Origin of the sequence: Pseudomonas sp. UBA6323 (assembly GCF_002439135.1) — a bacterium.
In the GTDB taxonomy this organism is placed as follows: domain Bacteria; phylum Pseudomonadota; class Gammaproteobacteria; order Pseudomonadales; family Pseudomonadaceae; genus Aquipseudomonas.
Map to the genome: position 1 here is coordinate 18190 of NZ_DJSX01000010.1, position 22611 is coordinate 40800.

A 22611-nucleotide genomic window follows, 5' to 3' on the forward strand; every position below is an offset into this window, starting at 1 on the left:
CCGGAGGGCGCGATGCGCGGGGCGGGCATTAATGGCATGTGGACACTTTTTTTATCGTTATGTCACCACGTTAGTCTGATGCCGGTGGCCTATGCAAGGTCGTCCCGCTGGCTGTCGAGCAGATCCATGAAAGCCCGCGCAGCATTGGACAGCGTACGCTCGGTATGCAGGATGTAGCCTAGCTGGCGAGTCAGCTGAATGCCCGGGATCGGCAGGCGCGCGACCTGCTCGTCGAGCATGGTGCGTGGCAGTACGCTCCAGGCCAGGCCGATGGACACCATCATCTTGATGGTTTCCAGGTAGTTGGTGCTCATGGCGATGTTCGGCGTCAGGCCCTGGGCCTCGAACAGGCGCTGCACGATGTGATGAGTGAAGGTGTTGCCGCCGGGAAATACCGCGGGGTGCTGCGCCACGTCGGCCAGACTGATCGCCTGGCTGCGTGCTAGCGGATGTTCCGGTGCGGCGACGAAGTCCAGCGGGTCGTCCCACACCGCCACGGCACGGATCGGTTCGCGGGTTTCCGGGGCGAGGGTGATCACCGCCAGCTCGGCGCGACCATGCAGAACCTCTTCGTAGGCCACCTCCGAATCGAGGAACTGGATGTCCAGTGCCACCTGCGGGTGGGCGCGGGTAAAGGCGCGCAGCAGGGCGGGTAGACGATGCAGGCCGATATGGTGGCTGGTGGCCAGGGTTAGGCGGCCGCTAACTTCGCCGGACAGGTTGGTCAGCGCGCGGCGTGTGTCGTCCAGCACATTGAGGATCTGATAGGCGCGCGGCAGCAGGGCGCGGCCCGCCTGGGTCAGGCCGATCTCGCGACCGAGGCGATCGAACAGGCGCACGCCCAGTTGCTGTTCCAGGCCGGCGATGCGTTTGCTCACCGCCGGCTGGGTTAGATGCAGGCGCTCGCCGGCTTCGGAAAAGCTGCCCGTCTCGGCGATGGCGATAAAGGCATTGAGGTTGGCCAAATCCATGGGGCGCTCCGCGAATAGAAGAATGCCTTGAGCATACATTCCAGCGCGGAATCCTTTGAATAAAAAATATGAATTTGAGTTATTTCGTGCCCGGCAATAGCATTCTCCCCATAAGCCAAAGGGCCTTTTCGCCTGAGGCATAGAAAGATGCACTTCTGACGCCGGGCGGTGATAAGGCTGGCAGTTTATGGATGTGCTCAAAAGGCGCTGATGAGGTAAGGCTGATGACTGGCAAGACGCTCTACGACAAGCTCTGGGAAATGCACGAAGTGAAACGTCGTGACGACGGTTCCTCGTTGATCTACATCGACCGTCACATCCTCCACGAAGTGACTTCGCCCCAGGCCTTCGAAGGCCTGCGCCTGGCCGGGCGCAAGCCGTGGCGCATCGATGCCAACATCGCCACGCCGGATCACAACGTGCCGACCACCAAGGCTGAGCGCCAGGGCGGCCTCGAGGCTATCGCCGATGAAGTCTCGCGCATCCAGGTACAGACCCTTGACGAGAACTGCGACGACTTCGGCATCCTCGAATTCAAGATGAACGACGTGCGCCAGGGCATCGTCCACGTGGTCGGTCCGGAGCAGGGCGCTACTCTGCCGGGCATGACCGTGGTCTGCGGCGACTCGCATACCTCCACCCATGGCGCCTTCGGTGCGCTGGCCCACGGTATCGGTACCTCGGAGGTCGAGCACGTGCTCGCTACCCAGTGCCTGGTCGCCAAGAAAATGAAGAACATGCAGGTGCGCGTCGAAGGCAAGCTGCCGTTCGGCGTGACCGCCAAGGACATAGTACTGGCCGTGATCGGCAAGATCGGCACTGCCGGTGGCAACGGCCATGCGCTGGAGTTCGCCGGTAGCGCGATCCGCGACCTGTCGCTGGAAGGGCGCATGACCATCTGCAACATGTCCATCGAGGCTGGTGCCCGCGTTGGCTTGGTGGCGGTGGACGAGAAGACCATCGCCTACGTCAAGGATCGCCCGTTCGCGCCCAAGGGCAGCGACTGGGACAAGGCCGTGGCGCAGTGGCAGAACCTGGTGTCTGACGCCGATGCGGTGTTCGATACCGTGGTCGAGCTGAAGGCCGAAGACATCAAGCCACAGGTCAGCTGGGGCACCTCGCCGGAAATGGTCCTGGCCGTCGACCAGAACGTGCCGGACCCGGCCGTCGAAGCCGACCCGGTGAAGAGGGATTCGATCACCCGCGCACTCAAGTACATGGGCCTGGCTGCCAACCAGCCGATCACCGATATCCAGCTCGATCGCGTGTTCATCGGTTCCTGCACCAACTCGCGTATCGAAGACCTGCGCGCTGCCGCAGAAGTGGCCAAGGGCCGCAAGGTCGCTACGACCGTCAAGCAGGCGCTGGTGGTGCCGGGTTCCGGCCTGGTCAAGGCGCAGGCCGAGGCGGAAGGACTGGACAAGATCTTCATCGAAGCTGGTTTCGAATGGCGTGAGCCGGGGTGCTCCATGTGCCTGGCGATGAACCCGGACAAACTGGGCAGCGGCGAGCATTGCGCCTCGACCTCCAACCGCAACTTCGAAGGCCGTCAGGGCGCCGGTGGCCGCACCCACCTGGTGAGCCCAGCCATGGCCGCCGCTGCGGCGGTGACCGGCCGCTTCATCGACGTTCGCGAATTGATCCAGGCCTGAGGAGACCGCACATGAAAGCCTTTACCCAACACACTGGCCTGGTCTGCCCGCTCGACCGTGCCAACGTCGACACCGACCAGATCATTCCCAAGCAGTTCTTGAAGTCGATCAAGCGCACCGGTTTCGGTCCGAATCTGTTCGACGAGTGGCGTTATCTGGATGTCGGCCAGCCGAACCAGGACAACTCCAAGCGTCCGATCAACAAGGATTTCGTGCTCAACTTCCCGCGTTATCAGGGCGCCAGTGTGCTGCTGGCCCGCGAGAACTTCGGCTGCGGTTCCTCGCGCGAACACGCGCCATGGGCGCTGGACGAGTACGGCTTCCGCACCGTCATCGCGCCGAGCTTCGCTGATATCTTCTTCAACAACAGCTTCAAGAACGGCCTGCTGCCGATCATCCTCAAGGACGAAGAGGTCGATGCGCTGTTCGAGCAGGCCGAGGCCACCGAAGGTTATCAGTTGACCGTTGACCTCGAAGCGCAGACCGTGACCCGTCCCGATGGCGTGCAGTACAGCTTCGAAGTCGATGCCTTCCGCAAGCACTGCCTGCTCAACGGCCTGGACGACATCGGCCTCACTCTGCAGGATCAGGAAGCGATCAAGGCCTTCGAAGCCAAGTACCAGCAGGGCAGCCCCTGGCTGTTCGGCGCGATCAAATAAACCCGGCTGCAAGCCGCAAGCTTCAAGCTGCAAGTAGAAGCAGCTTTGACTTGTGCCTTGCAGCTTGAAGCTATTTCCCAAGGAAAAAAGATGAGCAAACAGATTCTGGTTCTCCCTGGCGATGGCATTGGCCCGGAAATCATGGCCGAGGCGGTCAAGGTACTGAACCTGGCCAATGACAAGTACGCCCTGGGCTTCGAGTTGAGCTTCGATGATCTGGGTGGTGCGGCCATCGACCGTTATGGCGTGCCGCTGGCCGACGAGACCCTGGCGCGCGCCAAGGCTGCCGATGCCGTGCTGCTCGGCGCCGTTGGCGGGCCGAAGTGGGACACCATCGATCCGGCCATCCGTCCCGAGCGCGGTTTGCTGAAGATCCGTTCGCAACTGGGCCTGTTCGGCAACCTGCGTCCGGCCATCCTCTATCCGCAACTGGCCGAGGCCTCCAGCCTCAAGCCGGAAGTGGTCGCGGGCCTGGACATCCTCATCGTCCGGGAGCTGACTGGCGGCATCTATTTCGGTCAGCCGCGTGAGAGCAAGGTGCTGGAGAACGGCGAGCGCATGGCCTACGACACCCTGCCGTACAGCGAGAGCGAGATCCGTCGCATCGCCAAGGTCGGCTTCGACATGGCGCGCGTGCGCGGCAAGAAGCTGTGCTCGGTGGACAAGGCCAACGTCCTGGCGTCCAGCCAGCTGTGGCGCGCCGTGGTCGAGGAAGTGGCCAAGGACTATCCGGACGTCGAGCTGAGCCACATGTACGTCGACAACGCCGCCATGCAACTGGTGCGCGCGCCCAAGCAATTCGACGTGATGGTCACCGACAACATGTTTGGTGACATTTTGTCCGATGAAGCTTCGATGCTCACCGGTTCCATCGGCATGCTGCCATCGGCATCCTTGGACGCCAACAACAAGGGCATGTACGAGCCATGCCACGGCTCCGCGCCGGACATCGCCGGCAAGGGCATCGCCAACCCGCTGGCCACCATTCTCTCGGTATCCATGATGCTGCGTTACAGCTTCGGCCAGGTCGCCGCTGCCGATGCCATCGAGAAGGCTGTGAGTCTGGTGCTGGATCAGGGCCTGCGTACCGGTGACATCTGGTCCGAAGGCAAGACCAAGGTCGGTACCGCCGAGATGGGTGATGCAGTGGCCTCCGCGCTGCGTAGTCTGTAATCTTCCCAGCCCCGCCGGGGTGGTTCCGGCTGGCTGTTTATATAGGTGTAGTCGTTATGAAACGTGTAGGTCTGATCGGTTGGCGTGGCATGGTCGGTTCCGTGCTCATGCAGCGCATGCTGGAAGAGCGGGACTTCGACCTGATCGAGCCGGTGTTCTTCACCACCTCCAATGTCGGCGGCCAGGGCCCTGCCATTGGCAAGGACATTGCCCCGCTGAAGGACGCCTACAGCATCGACGACCTCAAGGGCCTGGACGTGATCCTGACCTGCCAGGGCGGCGACTACACCAATGAAGTCTTCCCCAAGCTGCGTGAAGCCGGCTGGCAGGGCTACTGGATCGACGCGGCTTCCAGCCTGCGTATGGATGACAGTGCGGTAATCGTGCTCGACCCGGTCAACCGCAAGGTGATCGACCAGGCGCTGGATGCCGGCAGCAAGAACTACATCGGCGGCAACTGCACCGTCAGCCTGATGCTGATGGCCTTGGGCGGCCTGTACGAAGCCGGTCTGGTCGAATGGATGAGCGCCATGACCTACCAGGCGGCCTCCGGTGCTGGCGCGCAGAACATGCGCGAGCTGATCAAGCAGATGGGCGCGATCAACGGCGCTGTCGCCGATGAACTGGCCGACCCGGCCAGCGCCATCCTCGACATCGACCGTAAGGTTGCTGAAGCCATGCGTGGCGAGGCCTTCCCGGTCGACAATTTCGGCGTGCCGCTGGCCGGCAGCCTGATCCCCTATATCGACAAGGAGCTGCCGAACGGGCAGAGCCGCGAAGAGTGGAAAGCCCAGGCCGAAACCAACAAGATCCTCGGCCGTTTCAAGAACCCCATCCCGGTCGACGGTATCTGCGTGCGCATCGGTGCCATGCGTTGCCATAGCCAGGCGCTGACCATCAAGCTCAACAAGGACGTGCCGATGGGCGACATCGAAGGCCTGATCAGCCAGCACAATCCCTGGGTCAAGCTGGTGCCGAACCATCGCGAAGACTCCATCCGCGACCTCGGGCCGACTGCCGTGACCGGCACCCTGAGCGTTCCGGTCGGTCGTCTGCGCAAGCTCAACATGGGCTCGCAGTATCTGGGTGCCTTCACCGTGGGTGACCAACTGCTGTGGGGCGCTGCCGAGCCGCTGCGCCGCATGCTGCGGATTCTGCTGGAGCGCTAAACGCCAGCCGGGTATCCGGATCAAACGAGGCCCTTCTGTTTTGGCAGAGGGGCTTTGTCTTTTATGGGGCACATCGTTGCCCGGATGTGGGCGTGCAGTTACAGTGCCGCTCCCTCTGCGTCGTAGGTCAGTCCATGAGTCAGCCCATCAATGTCGCCCTGATCGGTGCCACCGGTAATATCGGCGAAGCGCTGGTCGAGTTGCTCGAAGAGCGCGAGTTTCCACTCAAGGATCTGCACCTGCTGGCCAGTAGCGAGTCGGCAGGGCAGAGCCTGTCATTCCGTGGCCGCCAGGTCCGGGCCAGGTCGCTCGAGGCCTTCGACTTCTCGCAGGTGCAGTTGGCGTTCTTCGCCGCAGGCGCGGAAGTGACGCGCGATTGCCGCGAGCGAGTGCTGGCGGCCGGCTGCTCGCTCATCGATCTGAGCGCTGCGTTACCGCTGGAGCAGGCACCCTGTGTGTTGCCGGAGCTGGGCGTCGAGGCGCTGCCGGCGTTGAGCAAGCCGTGGTGCGTCAGTGCGCCAACCCCTTCGGCGGTCGCCTGCGCATTGGTGCTGGCTGCATTGAAACCGATACTGCAGCCGCAGCGGTTGCAGCTGACTGCCATGTTGGCGATCTCGACGCTGGGGCGCAGTGGCGTACAGGAGTTGGCGCGGCAGACCGCCGAGTTGCTCAACGCACGTCCGCTGGAGCCCAGGACGGTGGATCGGCAGATCGCCTTCAACCTGCTGGCGCAGGTCGGCGAAGTCGACGAGCAAGGGCACGCGCAGCTGGAGAAGCGTCTCGCCGCAGAGGTTCGGCAATTGCTCGACGTGCCCGAGCTTCCGGTGGCCGCGACGTGCGCCCTGGCCCCTGTATTTTTTGGCGATAGCCTGGTGCTTGGCGTGCAGGCGGATTCTGAGGTCGACGTCAGTGCCGTGCTGCAGTTGCTCGAGGCCGCTCAGGGGGTCGAACTGGTTGAGGCGGGCGACTACCCGACTGCTGTGGGCGATGCGGTGGGGCAGGATCAAGTCTATGTCGGGCGGGTTCGTCGTGGTGTCGGCGATCCAACGCAGCTCAATTTGTGGATTGCGTCTGATAATGTAAGAAAAGGCGCCGCCCTGAATGCAGTGCAGCTGGCCGAGTTATTGATAAAACACTATCTGTAAAAGATACTTACCTAGAAATTTGAAGAATCTTTCTAGCTTGGCAATACTGGCTGAGTTGATTGCTGAATGGGGAGCCGCTCCTAGAGCGGAGGCAGGCAGCAATTCTCAAGACCCTCTCGCATGCCGAGAAAAAAGCTAAAACAAGGGATAACGCTATGGTTCGGGTTCGCAAACTGGTGCTGGCAATCGCAGCCGCTTCCGCGCTGTCTTCCGGTATGGCGCATGCGCTGGGGTTGGGTGAAGTTACCCTGCAGTCCTCGCTGAATCAGCCGCTGGTAGCGGAAATCGAGTTGCTGGAGGTGCGCGACCTGGCCTCCAATGAGGTGATTCCCAACCTCGCGTCCCCTGAAGAGTTCATCAAGGCGGGCGTCGATCGTCAGTACTTCCTGACCGATCTCAAGTTCACTCCCGTATTGAAACCTAATGGCAAGAGTGTCATTCGCGTTACTTCAAGCAAGGCTGTGCGCGAACCCTACCTCAACTTCCTGGTGGAAGTGCTCTGGCCGAACGGTCGGTTGCTGCGTGAGTACACCCTGCTGCTCGATCCACCGCTTTACTCTCCGCAGACCACGGTAGCCGCTGCGCCGCAATTGCCGATTGCCGCTCCCGCGCCTGCATCGCGTGCGGCCGTTGCGCCTTCCGCGCCCGCTCCGAGCAGCGCCGCACCGGCTCCCGCGCCGCGTCCTGCCGCACCGGCCCCGGTTTCTCGCGCCATTGCCGGTAACGAATACAGAACCACTGCCAACGATACGCTCTGGGAAATCGCCCAGCGTGTTGGCGGTGGTTCTTCGGTCAACCAGACCATGCTGGCCATCCAGGATCTGAATCCTGATGCCTTCATTGGCGGCAACATCAACCGCATGAAGAGCGGCCAGGTGCTGCGCCTGCCGGACGAGCAGCAGATTCGCAGCCGCAGCAATGCCGAGGCGGTCGCTCAGGTGGCCGAGCAGAACGCCGCCTGGCGCGAAGGTCGCGCCGTCGCCTCGCGTCAGCTGGATGCCACACGCCGTACCACCGCAGGTTCCGCGCCGGCCACTGCCGAGTCGGCTGACAGCCTGAAGCTGGTCGCTGCTGAAGCCGGCCAGTCCACTCGCGGTAGCGATACCGGCTCGGCCAACAGCAAGGCGCTGACCGACAAGCTGGCCGTGACCCAGGAAAGCCTGGACTCGACCCGTCGCGAGAATGCCGAGCTGCAGAGCCGCGTCGGTGACCTGCAGAGTCAGCTGGACAAGCTGCAGCGTCTGGTCGAATTGAAAGACAGTCAGTTGGCCAAGTTGCAGGCCGATCTGTCGGCGGCTCCGGCTCCGGCTGCTGCGGACGAGCCGGTTGCACAAGCCCCTGCTACCGATGCGCCGGCTGCGCAAGCGCCAACTGCTGAGCCCGAGGTTGCGCCTCCCGTGTCGGAGGCAGCGACACCACCGGCTTCGCCGCCTGAAGAGGCGGCGCCTGACTACAACTATTCCGAGGAACCGGCTGCGCCTGTCGAAGACAGCGCCGCCACCACCGAACAGCCGGCCGAGGAGCCGGCTGCTGCCGTTGAGCCTGCCGCTCCGGCCAAACCGGTCGAAGAGGCCAAGCCGGCTGCGCCCGCTCCGGCACCAGCTCCGGCACCAGCTCCGGCTCCGCAGAGCTTTGTCGATGACCTGATGGCCAACCCGATGACGCTGGGCCTGGCGGGTGGTGGCGTGCTGCTGCTCCTGCTGGTCGCCCTCATGGCGCTGTCGCGCCGCAATGCCATGAAGGAAGCCGAGCAGCAAGACGAGCTGGCTGACGAGCTGTCCCAGGATCAGGCATTCGCATCCGATCTGGATATGCCGCAAGACAGCTTCGCCGGTCTCGACGACGAGCCTGTTCAGGCCGCTGGCGAGGAGCGCGTTACGGCACAGACCGGCGATGCCCTGGGCGAGGCGGATATCTACATCGCCTACGGCCGCTTCAATCAGGCGGCTGAGCTGCTGCAGAACGCGATCAACGACGAGCCGCATCGTACCGACCTGCGCCTGAAGTTGATGGAGGTCTATGCCGAGCTGGGTGATCGCGAAGGCTTTGCCCGTCAGGACAACGAGCTCCGCGAAATCGGCGGGGCGAATGCCGAGGCCGAACAACTGAAGTCCAAGTATCCGGCCATCGCTGCCTTTACCGGCGCCGGGGTAGTGGCTGCTGCAGCGTCCGCCGAGGACGACATGGGCGATTTCAACCTCGATGATCTCAGCCTGGACGAGCCGGCCGCCGAGACGCCTGCCGCCACGACTGGCGATCTGGACGATGCATTCGACCTGAGCCTCGATGATCTCGAGGCCGATCTGGAGAGCGATCTTCAGACCGCCAACGCCGATGAGGCGCCGCTGTCGCTGGATGACGACCTGGACTTCGGCCTGATCGACGAGCCTGCTGCTGCGACCTCTGCTGCGGCTGATGACGATCTGGACTTCGATCTGGCCCTGGGCGACGACAAGGTCGAACTGTCCCAGCCGGCCGACGATCTCTCTGCATTCAGCCTCGAGCTGGACGAGCCTGCTGCCGCCCCCAGCGACGAAGCCGATGATTTCCTGCTGAGCCTGGATGATGACGCGCCGCTGAATCAGCCTGCCGACGATCTGTCCGACTTCAGTCTCGATCTACCGGAAGAGACGCCGGCTGCCGACCTCGACCTGCCGGCCGACTTCGATCTGTCGCTCGAAGACGAAACCCCGGCTCAACCTGTTGTCGAGCCTGACAGCTTTGCAGCGCAGCTCGATGAAGTGACTGCCGAGCTGGATCAGTTGTCGAACGATTTCGAAGAGCCGCAAGCGGCTCCGTTGGCCCCGGTCGATGACCTGTCTGCTGGTCTGGATGGTGACGACGACTTCGATTTCCTCTCCGGCACCGATGAGACCGCGACCAAGCTCGACCTGGCGCGCGCCTACATCGACATGGGCGACACCGAAGGGGCGCGCGACATTCTCGATGAGGTGGTCGCCGAGGGTAACGACGCACAGCAGCAGGAAGCTCGCGAGATGATTTCCAAGTTGGTTTGATCTATTCCATGTCTGAAGCAGTACCTGTAGCGGCCGCCGAAATGGCGGCCGCTGGCTTTTCCAGAGTCGCCCTGGGCCTTGAATACAAGGGCGCACGTTATCGCGGTTTCCAACGTCAGAGCGGCAAGGTCGCTTCCATTCAGGGGTGCCTGGAGGATGCGCTGTCGAAAGTGGCAGGCGGTGCGCCCGTCACTATTCACTGCGCAGGGCGCACCGATGCTTCCGTGCATTCCAGCGGTCAGGTGGTGCATTTCGATACCACCGTCGAGCGCTCGCTGCATGCCTGGATCATGGGGGCCAACATGAACCTGCCCAGCGACATCAGCGTGACCTGGGCCAAGGTAATGCCGGCGCATTTTCATGCGCGCTTTTCGGCCATGGCGCGGCGCTATCGCTACGTCATCTACAACGATCCGATTCGTCCGGCGCACATGGCTGAAGAAGTTACCTGGAATCATCGGCCGCTTGATGTGGCGCGCATGCGTGAAGCCGCGCTGGCCCTGGTGGGCACGCATGATTTCAGTGCCTTCCGCGCGACGCGGTGCCAGGCCAAATCACCGGTCAAGACCGTTCACCATCTGCAGTTGATCGAACATGGCCGCTTTATCGTTCTGGATATCCGCGCCAATGCCTTTTTGCACCATATGGTGCGTAACATCGCCGGCGTGTTGATGACCATTGGCGCTGGTGAGCGGCCGCCCGAGTGGGCGCGCGAGGTGCTCGAGCGCGGGGATCGCCATAGCGGAGGTGTGACTGCGCATCCCTACGGCCTGTACCTGGTACAGGTGGATTACCCGGAAGAGTTCGAGTTGCCGTCGCGCTACCTGGGGCCGCATTTTCTTTCCGGTCTGGCAGATGTGCGGCAAGGCTGAGCCTTTGTTACCATCCGGCGTTCGACAGGCAGAAGGTGTGAAGCGAATGCGCGTGCGCAGCAAGATTTGCGGCATTACCCGAGTGGAAGATGCGCTGGCCGCAGTAGAGGCCGGGGCGGATGCCATTGGCCTGGTGTTCTACGCCAAGAGCCCGCGTGCCGTCAGTGTCGAGCAGGCTGCTACTATCGTGCAGGCTGTGCCGCCCTTCGTGACCTGTGTTGGCCTGTTCGTGAACATGCCGCGTGATCAGTTGCTGGCCGTGTTGCAGCAGGTGCCGCTGGACTTGCTGCAATTTCATGGCGACGAGTCGCCCGCTGATTGCGAGGGCTATGGCCGACCCTACATAAAGGCACTGCGTGTGCGTCCTGATGAGGATCTGGCTGCCACGATGGCGCCCTATGCCGGTGCGCGCGGCATTCTCCTCGACACCTTCGTTGAGGGTGTGCCCGGCGGAACCGGGGCGGCCTTCGACTGGTCACTCGTACCGCAGGACGCTGGCAAACCGATCATCCTTGCCGGCGGCCTGGAGGCGAGCAACGTCGCTGCCGCCATTCGCCAGGTCCGGCCCTATGCCGTCGATGTCAGTGGCGGGGTAGAGGTGAGTAAAGGCATAAAGGATGCAGAGAGGATTCGTGCATTCGTGCAGGCCGTGCATGACACGCAATGTGACGGCGATCGAGGCGGGGCCGTCAATTAGCCTGTCACGCCGCCGTGGCTCGTTTCGATGGGCGCGATGCGGCAGAAAAGAATTGCTGGATGGGCGCTCACGATGAAGCGTTCATCCGAACCAACGGTTATGGAGAAATGACAGCATGAGCAACTGGTTGGTAGACAAACTCATTCCCTCGATCATGCGTTCCGAGGTGAAGAAGAGCTCTGTGCCCGAGGGCCTGTGGCACAAATGTCCGTCCTGTGATGCCGTGCTTTATCGTCCCGAGCTGGAAAAGACCCTCGACGTCTGCCCCAAGTGCAACCATCACATGCGCATCGGCGCGCGCGCGCGTCTCGATATCTTCCTCGATGCCGACGGCCGCGAAGAGATCGGCGTTGACCTGGAGCCGGTGGACCGTCTGAAGTTCCGCGACAGCAAGAAGTACAAGGATCGCTTTACCGCTGCGCAGAAGCAGACCGGCGAGAAGGATGCGCTGATCTCCATGAGCGGCACCCTCGAAGGCATGCCGATCGCCGTTTGCGCGTTCGAGTTCTCCTTTATGGGCGGTTCCATGGGTGCCGTCGTCGGCGAGCGTTTCGTCCAGGCGGCCAACGTCGCGCTGGAAAAGCGCTGCCCGCTGGTGTGCTTCTCCGCCTCCGGCGGCGCGCGCATGCAGGAGGCGCTGATCTCGCTGATGCAGATGGCCAAGACCTCCGCTGCGCTGGCGCGTCTGCGTGAAGAGGGCTTGCCGTTCATCTCCGTATTGACTGACCCGGTCTACGGCGGTGTATCGGCCAGCCTGGCGATGCTCGGTGATGTGATCGTGGCCGAGCCCAAGGCGCTGATCGGCTTCGCCGGCCCGCGCGTAATCGAGCAGACCGTACGCGAAAAGCTGCCGGAAGGCTTCCAGCGCAGCGAGTTCCTGCTCGAACACGGTGCCATCGATATGATCATTCCGCGCGACGAGCTGCGTCCGCGTCTGGCGCGCCTGTTGGCGCAGATGATGAATCGTCCTTCCCCGGTTTCCCTGCCGGCCACTGCATGACCGAACGTAGCCTGGGCGAGTGGCTCGCCTACCTCGAGCAGTTGCATCCCTCGGCCATCGACATGGGTCTGGAGCGCTCGCGCGAGGTGGCGCGCCGGCTCGGCCTGGGCAAGCCGGCGCCATTGGTGGTTACCGTCACCGGTACCAATGGCAAGGGCTCTACCTGCGCCTTTCTCGCCAGCCTGATCAGTGCTCAGGGGCAGCGTGTCGGTGTCTACAGCTCGCCCCATTTGCTGCGTTACAACGAGCGTGTGCTCATCGATGGTCGTGAGGTAAGCGACGAGGCCTTATGCCAGGCCTTCGCGGCGGTCGAATCCGCGCGTGGCGAAATATCGCTGACCTACTTCGAGATGGGCACGCTGGCAGCCTTCTGGCTGTTCGAGCGGGCCGGGCTGGATGCCGTGGTGCTCGAAGTCGGCCTGGGCGGGCGTCTGGATGCGGTCAATCTGGTGGATGCCGATCTGGCCCTGATCACCAGCATTGGTCTGGATCACGCCGACTGGCTCGGTGATACCCGTGAGTCGGTGGCCTTCGAAAAAGCCGGCATCATGCGTGCCGGCAAGCCTGCCTTGTGCGGTGATCTGGATCCTCCGCTGCCTTTGCTGCAGCAAGTCGCGACCCTGGATGCGCCGCTGTTCCTGCGCGGCCGTGACTATGACCTGAGCGTCAAGGCGCAGGCTTGGTCCTGGTATGGCCTCGACGCGCAGGGCCAGGTGCTGCGCCTGGAGCAGTTGCCAGTTCTCGATTTGCCCATGGAAAACGCCGCGCTGGCGTTACAGGCCTGCGCGCTTCTGCCGCTGCCCTGGGATCAGCAGCAGATTGCTCAGGCGTTGCTGGCCACGCGAGTCACCGGGCGGCTGGATCGCCGCGCGCTGGACTGGCGAGGCAAGTCACTCACACTGTTGCTCGATGTTGGGCATAATCCCCATGCGGCCGATTATCTGGCGCAGCGCCTGGAAAGCCGCCCGCCGAACGGAAAGCGCCGGGCCGTGTTTGCCCTGTTGGCCGACAAGGATTTGCCGGGTGTGGTCGCGCCGCTCTTGAGCCTGGTTTCCACCTGGGCGGTGGCGCCGCTCGATACGCCGCGTTCGCGTTCAGCCGGTGAACTGGCCGGGCATCTGCAGGCACAGGGCGCGGCGGTGGGGCAATATCCGAATGTGCGTGCTGCGCTCGAGGCACAGTGCGAGCAGGCGGCAGATGGTGACGAGATACTGTTGTTCGGATCGTTTTTCTGCGTGGCCGAGGCCCTGGAATGGCTGGCCCGCCCGGCTTGATAAGGGGATTGGGGGATGGCAATGCTGGACAAGGGGCTCAAGCAGCGCATGGTCGGTGCGCTGGTGCTGGTGGCGCTGGCGGTGATCTTCCTGCCGATGCTGCTGTCGCGCGAAGACGAGATGCGTCGCGTGGTGGTAGAGGCTCCGGCGATGCCGCAGGCGCCGGAGGCTGCCGAGATCGTGGTCGAGCCTGCCGAGGTCGTCGAGCCCGAGCAGTTGCCGCAGGAACCTGTGCCGGTCGAGGAGGTTGAGCCGCAGATCGTCGAGGTGCCGGAGCAGCCCAAGCAGACCCCGCCTCCTGCTGCCGAGCCGAGTAAACCCGAGCCGGCCAGGACCGAGCCTGCCAAGACCGAGCAGGCCGTCACCACGGCTCCGGCCAAGCCTGAAGGGCGCCTGGACGCCAACAGTCTGCCGATCAGCTGGTCGGTGCAGCTGGCCAGTCTGTCCAGTCGCGGTGGGGCAGAGAACCTGCAGAAAACGCTGCGCAGCCAGGGCTACAACGCCTATATCCGCACCTTCGATGGCATGAATCGCGTGTTCGTCGGTCCGTTGATCGAGCGTGCCGAGGCCGAGCGCCTGCGCGACCAGCTCAATCGCCAGCACAAGCTCAGCGGTTTTGTCGTGCGTTTCCAGCCTGAGGCCGGTTGAGCCCATCGTTGATATGCAACGCCCGGTTACCCGATTCGCCGGGCTCTGCTAAAATGCTCCGCCTTTTCCGCTGGTAGGCCGCACCGTGGTATTCACCTGGGTCGATTGGGCGATCATCGCCGTCATCGCCATTTCTAGTCTGATCAGTCTCAAGCGCGGCTTCGTCAAGGAAGCCCTGTCGCTGCTGACCTGGATCATCGCAGGTGTGGTCGCCTGGATGTTCGGTGGCGCATTGGCCCAGCATCTCGTCGAATTCATCGAAACACCCTCGGCACGGGTGATCGCCGCCTGTGCCATTCTCTTCGTTGCCACCTTGCTGGTGGGCGCGCTGGTCAATTTCCTGATCGGTGAGCTGATCCGCGTGACAGGCCTGTCCGGTACCGACCGTTTTCTCGGCATGGTATTCGGCGCCGCGCGTGGAGGCTTGCTGGTCGTGCTGCTGGTCGGGCTGATCAGCCTGGCACCGGTGGAGCAGGATTCGTGGTGGCAGCAGTCGCAACTGGTGCCGCATTTTCTGATGGTTGCCGACTGGTCGAAGAACCTCATTCTGGGGTGGTCCGAGCAGTGGTTTACCGGTGGTTCGGCTAACCCAGTCGATCTGCTTTAAAAGAGTGGTCGGCGCGGACCAACCGCTGCGCCGGTCGCTGAACTAGCCTGAATTATTTAGCAGGGGTCGTGGCACATGTGTGGCATCGTCGGTATCGTCGGTAAATCGAACGTCAATCAGGCGCTGTATGACGGGCTGACCGTCCTCCAGCACCGCGGCCAGGATGCTGCCGGTATTGTCACCAGCCATGATGGCCGCCTGTTCCTGCGCAAGGACAACGGCCTGGTGCGCGATGTCTTCCAGCAGCGCCACATGCAGCGTCTGGTCGGCCATATGGGCATCGGTCACGTGCGCTACCCGACGGCTGGTAGTTCCAGTTCGGCCGAAGCGCAGCCGTTCTATGTCAACTCGCCGTATGGCATCACCCTGGCGCACAACGGCAACCTGACCAACGTCGAGCAGTTGGCCAAGGAAATCTACGAGTCCGACCTGCGCCACGTGAACACCAACTCCGACTCGGAAGTGCTGCTCAACGTATTCGCCCACGAGCTGGCCCAGCGGGGCAAGCTGCAGCCAACCGAGGAAGACGTGTTCGCCGCCGTCACCCACGTGCACGAGCGCTGCCTGGGCGGCTACGCCGTGGTGGCGATGATCACCGGCTACGGCATCGTCGGCTTCCGCGACCCCAATGGCATTCGCCCGATTGTCTTCGGCCAGCGCCACACCGACGAAGGCGTGGAGTACATGATCGCCTCGGAAAGCGTGTCGCTGGACGTGCTCGGCTTCACCCTGATCCGCGACCTGGCGCCGGGCGAAGCGGTGTACATCACCGAGGAAGGCCAGTTGTTCACCCGTCAGTGCGCGGCCAATCCGAAATACGCGCCGTGCATCTTCGAGCACGTCTATCTGGCGCGTCCGGACTCGATCATGGACGGCATCTCGGTATACAAGGCACGCCTGCGCATGGGCGAGAAGCTGGCCGACAAGATTCTCCGCGAGCGTCCGGAGCATGATATCGACGTGGTCATCCCGATCCCCGACACCAGTCGTACCGCTGCGCTGGAGCTGGCCAACCGCCTGGGCGTGAAATTCCGCGAAGGCTTCGTCAAGAACCGCTACATCGGTCGTACCTTCATCATGCCCGGCCAGGCAGCGCGCAAGAAATCCGTGCGGCAGAAGCTCAATGCCATCGAACTGGAGTTCCGCGGCAAGAACGTGATGCTGGTCGACGACTCCATCGTGCGTGGCACCACCTGCAAGCAGATCATCCAGATGGCCCGCGAGGCCGGGGCGAAGAACGTCTACTTCTGCTCGGCAGCACCGGCGGTGCGCTACCCGAACGTGTACGGTATCGACATGCCCAGCGCCCATGAGCTGATCGCCCATGGTCGCAGCACCGAGCAGGTGTGCGAGCTGATCGGCGCAGACTGGCTGATCTACCAGGATCTGCCGGACCTGATCGAAGCGGTCAGCGGCAGCAAGAAGATCAAGATCGACAACTTTGACTGTGCGGTTTTCGATGGCAAGTATGTGACCGGCGACGTCGATGAGGCCTACCTGGACCGCATCGAGCAGGCGCGCAACGACGCCAGCAAGGCCAAGTCGCAGGCGGTCAGCGCGATCATCGATCTGCACAACAATTGATGCGCGGAGCAGGGGAATCCTGCCCTTGGTTTGTAGCCCGGATGCAATCCGGGGGAATGTCGTATTGAAGTTCCCGGATTGCATCCGGGCTACTTATTCGTGAGGTAGAAAGATGACACTGGAATGGGAAGCGGGTCGGCTCGACAGCGATCTGGATGGTGTTGGCTTCGACACCCTGGCGGTGCGCGCCGGTCAGCGCCGTTCGCCGGAGGGTGAGCACGGCGAGGCCTTGTATCTGACCTCCAGCTACGTGTTCCGTACCGCCGCCGATGCGGCCGCGCGTTTTGCCGGTGAAGTGCCGGGTAACGTTTACTCGCGTTACACCAACCCTACCGTGCGCACTTTCGAGGAGCGCATCGCGGCGCTGGAAGGCGCCGAGCAGGCGGTGGCCACCGCGTCCGGCATGTCGGCCATCCTCGCCATCGTCATGAGCCTGTGCAGCGGCGGCGACCACGTGCTGGTGTCGCGCAGCGTGTTCGGTTCGACCATCAGTCTTTTCGAGAAGTACCTCAAGCGCTTCGGCATCGAGGTGGATTACGTGCCGCTGGCCGATCTGGATGCCTGGCAGGGTGCGTTCAAGCCCAACACCAAGCTGCTGTTCGTCGAGTCGCCGTCCAATCCGCTGGCCGAGCTGGTGGATATCGCCGCGCTGGCCGAGATCGCTCACTCACGGGGCGCGTTGCTGGCGGTGGACAACTGCTTCTGCACGCCGGCGCTGCAGCAACCGCTGAAACTCGGAGCCGATATCGTCATGCACTCGGCGACCAAGTACATCGACGGCCAGGGCCGTGGCCTGGGTGGCGTGGTCGCCGGCCGCAGCGAGCTTATGAAGGAAGTGGTGGGTTTCCTGCGTACCGCCGGGCCGACCCTCAGCCCGTTCAACGCCTGGATGTTCGTCAAGGGCCTGGAAACCCTGCGTATTCGTATGCGCGCGCAGAGCGAGAGTGCCCTGCAACTGGCGCTGTGGCTGGAGCAACAGCCGCAGGTCGAACGCGTGTACTACGCCGGTCTGCCGAGCCATCCGCAGCATGAGCTGGCGAAGAAGCAGCAGAGTGCCTTCGGTGCGGTGGTCAGCTTCGAGGCCAAGGGTGGTCGCGACGCGGCGTGGAAGGTCATCGATGCCACGCGCGTCATCTCCATCACCACCAACCTCGGCGACACCAAGACCACCATCGCCCACCCGGCCACTACTTCGCATGGTCGCCTGACGCCGCAGGAGCGTGCCAATGCCGGCATCAGCGACAGTCTGATCCGCGTTGCGGTGGGGCTGGAAGAGTTGGAAGACCTGAAGGCAGATCTGGCACGCGGCCTGGCCGCGCTCTGATGCTGGAGTGGGGGAGTGACGATGCGCCCAACAATGGGCGTGTCGCGCTGGTCACCGGCGCCGCGCGTGGTATCGGTCTGGGTATCAGTGCCTGGCTGATCACCGAGGGCTGGCAGGTGGTGTTGGCCGACGTCGATCGCGAGCGCGGCTCGAAGGTGGCACGTGTGCTGGGCGACAACGCCTGGTTCGTTGCCATGGACGTGGCCAAGGAGGATCAGGTCAGTGTCGGCGTTGCCGAGATTCTTGGCCAGTTCGGTCGTCTCGATGCGCTGGTGTGTAACGCGGCTATTGCCGACCCTCATACACCGCCGCTGGAGTCGCTCGATCTCAAGCGCTGGAATCGCATGCTGGCGGTCAACCTGACTGGCGCCATGCTGCTGGCCAAGCACTGTGCGCCGTATCTGCGCGGGCACCGTGGCGCCATCGTCAACATCGCCTCGACCCGCGCCAGCCAGTCCGAGGCCGATTGCGAGGCCTATGCCGCGAGCAAGGGTGGGCTGGTCGCACTGACCCATGCGTTATCCATCAGTCTCGGCCCCGAAGTTCGCGTCAATTGCGTCAGCCCGGGCTGGATCGATGCCCGTGACCCATCGCAGCAGCGGCTGGAGCCGCTATCGGTATTCGATCATGCGCAGCATCCGGTCGGCCGCGTTGGCACGGTGGAGGATGTGGCAGCTCAGGTCGCCTGGTTGCTGTCCGATGCGGCCGGCTTCGTCACTGGACAGGAGTTCGTCATCGACGGCGGCATGAGTCGCAAGATGATCTATCAGGACTGACAGCGTATAGAAGCGAGCTCTGTGGGAGCGGACTTGTCCGCGAGCTTTTACGCGCAGTTCGCGGACAAGTCCGCTCCCACGCAAGCAACTGCAGCTGGCGAACAAGGGCTCCGGTGGGAACTCTTCGTTGCGTCACATGTTGGGCTAATTGGCCTGCCACTGCCTTCCGGTACCACTCAGCCATCGGTGGTGCCATGAGCCGCAAGATCAGCTATCAGGACTGACAGCGCGCAGAAGCGAGCGCTGTGGGAGCGGACTTGTCCGCGAAGTTTTACGCGCAGGTTCGCGGACAAGCCCGTTCCCACCCAAGCACCTGCAGATAATAAAAAAGGCTCCCGAGGGAGCCTTTTTCACGCCGGACGCGAATTACATGTTGGGGTAATTCGGGCCGCCAGTGCCTTCCGGTGCAACCCAGGTGATGTTCTGGGCCGGGTCCTTGATGTCGCAGGTCTTGCAGTGCACGCAGTTCTGCGCGTTGATCTGGAACTTCTTCGCGCCGTCTTCCTGCGTTACCACTTCGTACACGCCGGCCGGGCAGTAGCGCTGCGCCGGTTCGTCGTACAGTGGCAGGTTCTTCTCGATCGGGATGCTCGGGTCGGCCAGCTTAAGGTGGCAGGGCTGTTCTTCTTCATGGTTGGTGTTGGAGAGGAACACTGAGGAGAGCTTGTCGAAGCTCAGTTTGCCGTCCGGTTTCGGGTAGGCGATCTTCGCGCACTCGGCTGCAGGCTTCAGGCAGGCGTAGTCCGGCTTGTTGTCGTGCAGGGTGAAGGGCGCCTTGCCGCCGAAGATGTTCTGGTCCAGCCAGTTGATGCCGCCGCCAACGATGGCGCCGTATTTGTGGATGGCCGCGCCGAAGTTGCGGCTGCGGAACAGTTCGTCGTACAGCCAGCTGGCCTTGAAGCCATCGACATAGTTGGTCAGCTCGTCGCCGCCGTCACGGCCTGCAGCCAGGGCTTCGGCGATGGCGTCGGCCGCCAGCATGCCGGATTTCATCGCGGTGTGGCTGCCCTTGATCTTGGCGAAGTTCAGGGTGCCGAGGTCGCAGCCGATCAGCGCGCCACCCGGGAAGACCATCTTCGGCAGCGAGTTGATGCCGCCCTTGCAGATGGCGCGGGCGCCATAGGAAACGCGCTTGCCGCCTTCCAGGTACTGCGCGACTACCGGGTGGTGCTTGTAGCGCTGGAACTCGTCGAACGGCGAGAGGTGCGGGTTGGCGTAGGACAGGTCGATGATCAGACCCACCACCACCTGGTTGTTTTCCAGGTGATAGAGGAAGGAGCCACCGGTGTTCTCGGTACCCATGATGTCCATCGGCCAACCGGCGGTGTGTACCACAAGGCCCTGCTCATGTTTGGACGGGTCGATGTCCCAGATTTCCTTGATGCCGATGCCGTAATGCTGGGCATCGGCTTCGCTGTCGAGGTTGTACTTCTTGATCAGCTGCTTGCCGATGTGGCCGCGGCAGCCTTCGGCGAACAGGGTGTACTTGGCGCGCAGTTCCATGCCGGGGGTGTAGTAGCCCTCCTTGGGATTGCCTTCGCGGTCGACGCCCAGGTCACCGGTGACGATGCCGCGCACCACGCCATTCTCGTCGATCAGCGCTTCCTGAGCAGCGAAGCCCGGGTAGATCTCCACGCCCAGGTTTTCGGCCTGCTGGGCCAGCCAGCGGCACAGGTTGCCCAGGGAAATGATGTAATTGCCTTCGTTGTGCATGGTTTTCGGCACAAAGAAGTCAGGAATTCGGGTAGCCTTGTCGGCGTCGCGCAGCAGATAGATGTCATCGCGCTTCACCGGGGTATTCAGCGGGGCGCCAAGTTCTTTCCAGTCGGGGAAGAGTTCGTTCAGGGCGCGCGGCTCGAATACCGCACCGGAGAGGATGTGAGCGCCAACTTCGGAGCCTTTTTCGACCACGCAGACGCTGATCTCCTGGCCCGCTTCAGCGGCTTTCTGCTTCAGTCGGCAGGCGGCGGACAGTCCGGATGGGCCGGCGCCGACGATGACGACGTCGAACTCCATAAATTCGCGTTCCACAGGCTATCTCCTACTCAAGGCTCTTCGATGTTTATAGGGGAGGGCGCGACTCGCTCCCTAGGCACGGCGTGGGCATTATATCTACACCCTCTCGACGGGCCAATACAAACGTTTGTTTGAATTTTCTGTAGGCCTGCTAGAATCGTACTACATCGCGGATGACCGGCCAGTTCGCTGTATTGACCAGGCCAGGCCGCGGGGTCAAGATACGGGCGGTTTTGCGCTCGCCGTCTGAGCTGAAAGGTTGGTTGCGGCCGATTTTGCATCACTGGCCAGGCTCGCCTGGGCGACATTCTTATTCACCGGAGAGTAACGAGGAATCCATGAAGGTTCTTGTAGCTGTCAAACGAGTGGTTGACTACAACGTCAAGGTTCGCGTCAAGGCGGACAACAGCGGCGTCGACCTCGCCAACGTCAAGATGTCCATGAACCCCTTCTGCGAAATCGCCGTGGAAGAAGCCGTACGCCTGAAGGAGAAGGGCGTGGCGAGCGAAATCGTCGTCGTCACCATCGGTCCGGCTACCGCTCAGGAGCAACTGCGCACCGCGCTGGCCCTCGGCGCCGACCGTGCCATCCTGGTCGAGTCCAATGACGAGCTGAACTCCCTGGCCGTGGCCAAGCTGCTCAAGGCTGTGGTCGACAAGGAGCAGCCGCAGCTGGTGATCATGGGCAAGCAGGCCATCGACAGCGACAACAACCAGACCGGCCAGATGCTGGGCGCGCTGACTGGCTTCGGCCAGGGCACCTTCGCCTCCAAGGTCGAAGTGGCTGGCGACAAGGTCAATGTCACCCGTGAGATCGATGGCGGTCTGCAGACCGTTGCGCTGAACCTGCCGGCGATCGTCACCACCGACCTGCGCCTGAACGAGCCGCGCTACGCGTCGCTGCCGAACATCATGAAGGCCAAGAAGAAGCCGCTGGAGACTCTGACTCCGGACGCACTGGGCGTTTCCACTGCCTCCACCGTCAAGACCCTGAAAGTCGAAGCACCGGCTGCCCGCAGTGCCGGCATCAAGGTCAAGTCCGTGGCTGAACTGGTCGAGAAACTGAAGAACGAGGCGAAGGTAATCTAAATGACTATCCTGGTTATCGCTGAACACACCAATGCCGCTCTGGCTGCCGCTACCCTGAACACCGTTGCTGCCGCGCAGAAGATTGGTGGCGACATTCACGTTCTGGTGGCCGGCGCCAACGCTGGCGCTGCTGCCGAAGCTGCCGCCAAGATCGCTGGCGTGGCCAAGGTCCTGGTTGCCGACAACGCCGCCTATGCCAACCAGTTGCCGGAGAACGTCGCGCCGCTGGTAGCCGAGCTGGGCAAGGGTTACAGCCACATCCTGGCTGCCGCCACCAGCAACGGCAAGAACATCCTGCCGCGCGTCGCCGCTGCCCTGGACGTCGACCAGATCTCCGAAATCATCGCCGTCGAGAGCGCCGACACCTTCAAGCGTCCGATCTACGCTGGTAACGCCATCGCTACCGTGCAGTCCTCGGCTGCCATCAAGGTGATCACCGTACGTAGCACCGGTTTCGATGCCGCTGCTGCCGAGGGTGGTTCCGCTACTGTTGAAGCCGTTTCCGGCCCGGCCGATGCCGGCAAGTCCGCCTTCGTCGGCGAAGAGCTGGCCAAGTCCGACCGTCCAGAACTGACCGCTGCCAAGATCGTTGTTTCCGGCGGCCGTGGCATGGGCAATGGCGACAACTTCAAGCACCTGTACTCCCTGGCCGACAAGCTCGGCGCTGCCGTCGGCGCTTCCCGCGCTGCGGTCGATGCCGGCTTCGTACCGAACGACATGCAGGTCGGCCAGACCGGCAAGATCGTCGCGCCGCAGCTGTACATCGCCGTTGGCATCTCCGGTGCGATCCAGCACCTGGCCGGTATGAAGGACTCCAAGGTGATCGTTGCGATCAACAAGGACGAAGAGGCGCCGATCTTCCAGGTTGCCGACTATGGTCTGGTTGCCGATCTGTTCGAAGCCGTACCGGAGTTGGAGAAGTCGGTCTAAGCCGCTTTT

19 protein-coding genes are annotated in these 22611 nt (G+C 62.7%); 17 read left to right on the forward strand and 2 right to left on the reverse strand.

Features of this window, described 5'->3' with window-relative positions:
- Positions 1-89 precede the first annotated feature (89 nt).
- Complete coding sequence (locus B3P22_RS02875; protein WP_197857314.1) at positions 90-971, reverse strand: LysR family transcriptional regulator; 882 nt, start codon at positions 969-971, stop codon at positions 90-92.
- A gap of 224 nt (positions 972-1195) precedes the next feature.
- Between B3P22_RS02875 and leuC the strand changes: the two genes are divergently transcribed.
- The 15 genes from leuC (at position 1196) to B3P22_RS02950 (ending at position 18568) form a co-directional block, all read left to right on the forward strand.
- On the forward strand, positions 1196-2623 hold the full coding sequence (leuC, locus tag B3P22_RS02880; protein ID WP_296269780.1) for a 3-isopropylmalate dehydratase large subunit: 1428 nt from the start codon (positions 1196-1198) through the stop codon (positions 2621-2623).
- Between the two features lie 11 nt (positions 2624-2634).
- Entirely contained in the window at positions 2635-3282 is a 648-nt protein-coding gene (leuD, locus tag B3P22_RS02885) for a 3-isopropylmalate dehydratase small subunit (protein WP_296269782.1), read from the forward strand.
- Positions 3283-3372: 90 nt separating this feature from the next.
- Entirely contained in the window at positions 3373-4455 is a 1083-nt protein-coding gene (gene leuB / locus B3P22_RS02890) for a 3-isopropylmalate dehydrogenase (RefSeq protein ID WP_296269783.1), read from the forward strand.
- Between the two features lie 56 nt (positions 4456-4511).
- Entirely contained in the window at positions 4512-5624 is a 1113-nt protein-coding gene (asd, locus tag B3P22_RS02895; RefSeq protein WP_296269785.1) for an aspartate-semialdehyde dehydrogenase, read from the forward strand.
- Positions 5625-5758: 134 nt separating this feature from the next.
- The gene (locus B3P22_RS02900; RefSeq protein WP_296269787.1) at positions 5759-6769 is read left to right on the forward strand and encodes an aspartate-semialdehyde dehydrogenase; all 1011 of its coding nucleotides are present in this window, start codon (positions 5759-5761) and stop codon (positions 6767-6769) included.
- Positions 6770-6924: 155 nt separating this feature from the next.
- Complete coding sequence (locus B3P22_RS02905) at positions 6925-9786, forward strand: FimV/HubP family polar landmark protein (protein ID WP_296269788.1); 2862 nt, start codon at positions 6925-6927, stop codon at positions 9784-9786.
- A gap of 8 nt (positions 9787-9794) precedes the next feature.
- Complete coding sequence (truA, locus tag B3P22_RS02910; protein WP_296269789.1) at positions 9795-10658, forward strand: tRNA pseudouridine(38-40) synthase TruA; 864 nt, start codon at positions 9795-9797, stop codon at positions 10656-10658.
- A 46-nt stretch (positions 10659-10704) separates the two neighbouring features.
- Positions 10705-11355 carry a phosphoribosylanthranilate isomerase gene (locus tag B3P22_RS02915; protein ID WP_296269790.1) on the forward strand — a complete coding sequence of 217 codons (651 nt, stop codon included), beginning with the start codon at positions 10705-10707 and terminating at the stop codon, positions 11353-11355.
- Positions 11356-11470: 115 nt separating this feature from the next.
- Positions 11471-12355 (forward strand): acetyl-CoA carboxylase, carboxyltransferase subunit beta, encoded by an 885-nt coding sequence (gene accD, locus B3P22_RS02920; RefSeq protein ID WP_296269791.1) that lies wholly within the window; start codon positions 11471-11473, stop codon positions 12353-12355.
- Positions 12352-13629: a bifunctional tetrahydrofolate synthase/dihydrofolate synthase gene (gene folC / locus B3P22_RS02925; protein WP_296269792.1), complete on the forward strand. Its 1278-nt coding sequence runs from the start codon at positions 12352-12354 to the stop codon at positions 13627-13629. The genes accD and folC overlap by 4 nt, the downstream gene beginning before the upstream one ends.
- Positions 13630-13644: 15 nt before the next feature.
- Complete coding sequence (locus B3P22_RS02930) at positions 13645-14277, forward strand: SPOR domain-containing protein (RefSeq protein WP_296269793.1); 633 nt, start codon at positions 13645-13647, stop codon at positions 14275-14277.
- Positions 14278-14362: 85 nt separating this feature from the next.
- The gene (locus B3P22_RS02935; RefSeq protein WP_197857293.1) at positions 14363-14884 is read left to right on the forward strand and encodes a CvpA family protein; all 522 of its coding nucleotides are present in this window, start codon (positions 14363-14365) and stop codon (positions 14882-14884) included.
- A gap of 75 nt (positions 14885-14959) precedes the next feature.
- Entirely contained in the window at positions 14960-16468 is a 1509-nt protein-coding gene (purF, locus tag B3P22_RS02940) for an amidophosphoribosyltransferase (protein ID WP_197857292.1), read from the forward strand.
- A gap of 112 nt (positions 16469-16580) precedes the next feature.
- Positions 16581-17792, forward strand: coding sequence for an O-succinylhomoserine sulfhydrylase (locus B3P22_RS02945; protein ID WP_296269794.1), 1212 nt, complete (start codon positions 16581-16583; stop codon positions 17790-17792).
- Complete coding sequence (locus B3P22_RS02950; protein WP_296269795.1) at positions 17792-18568, forward strand: SDR family oxidoreductase; 777 nt, start codon at positions 17792-17794, stop codon at positions 18566-18568. The genes B3P22_RS02945 and B3P22_RS02950 overlap by 1 nt, the downstream gene beginning before the upstream one ends.
- 366 nt (positions 18569-18934) lie before the next feature.
- Here the strand turns inward: B3P22_RS02950 and B3P22_RS02955 are convergent, their stop codons facing one another.
- A complete protein-coding gene (locus B3P22_RS02955) occupies positions 18935-20599 on the reverse strand; it encodes an electron transfer flavoprotein-ubiquinone oxidoreductase (RefSeq protein ID WP_296269796.1) in 1665 nt (554 codons plus the stop codon).
- A 323-nt stretch (positions 20600-20922) separates the two neighbouring features.
- On the opposite strand from B3P22_RS02955, the gene B3P22_RS02960 reads away from it, so the two are divergent.
- Together B3P22_RS02960 and B3P22_RS02965 are read left to right on the forward strand one after the other, a co-directional pair.
- Complete coding sequence (locus B3P22_RS02960; protein ID WP_197857284.1) at positions 20923-21672, forward strand: electron transfer flavoprotein subunit beta/FixA family protein; 750 nt, start codon at positions 20923-20925, stop codon at positions 21670-21672.
- Positions 21673-22602, forward strand: coding sequence for an electron transfer flavoprotein subunit alpha/FixB family protein (locus B3P22_RS02965; RefSeq protein WP_296269797.1), 930 nt, complete (start codon positions 21673-21675; stop codon positions 22600-22602).
- Positions 22603-22611 lie beyond the last annotated feature (9 nt).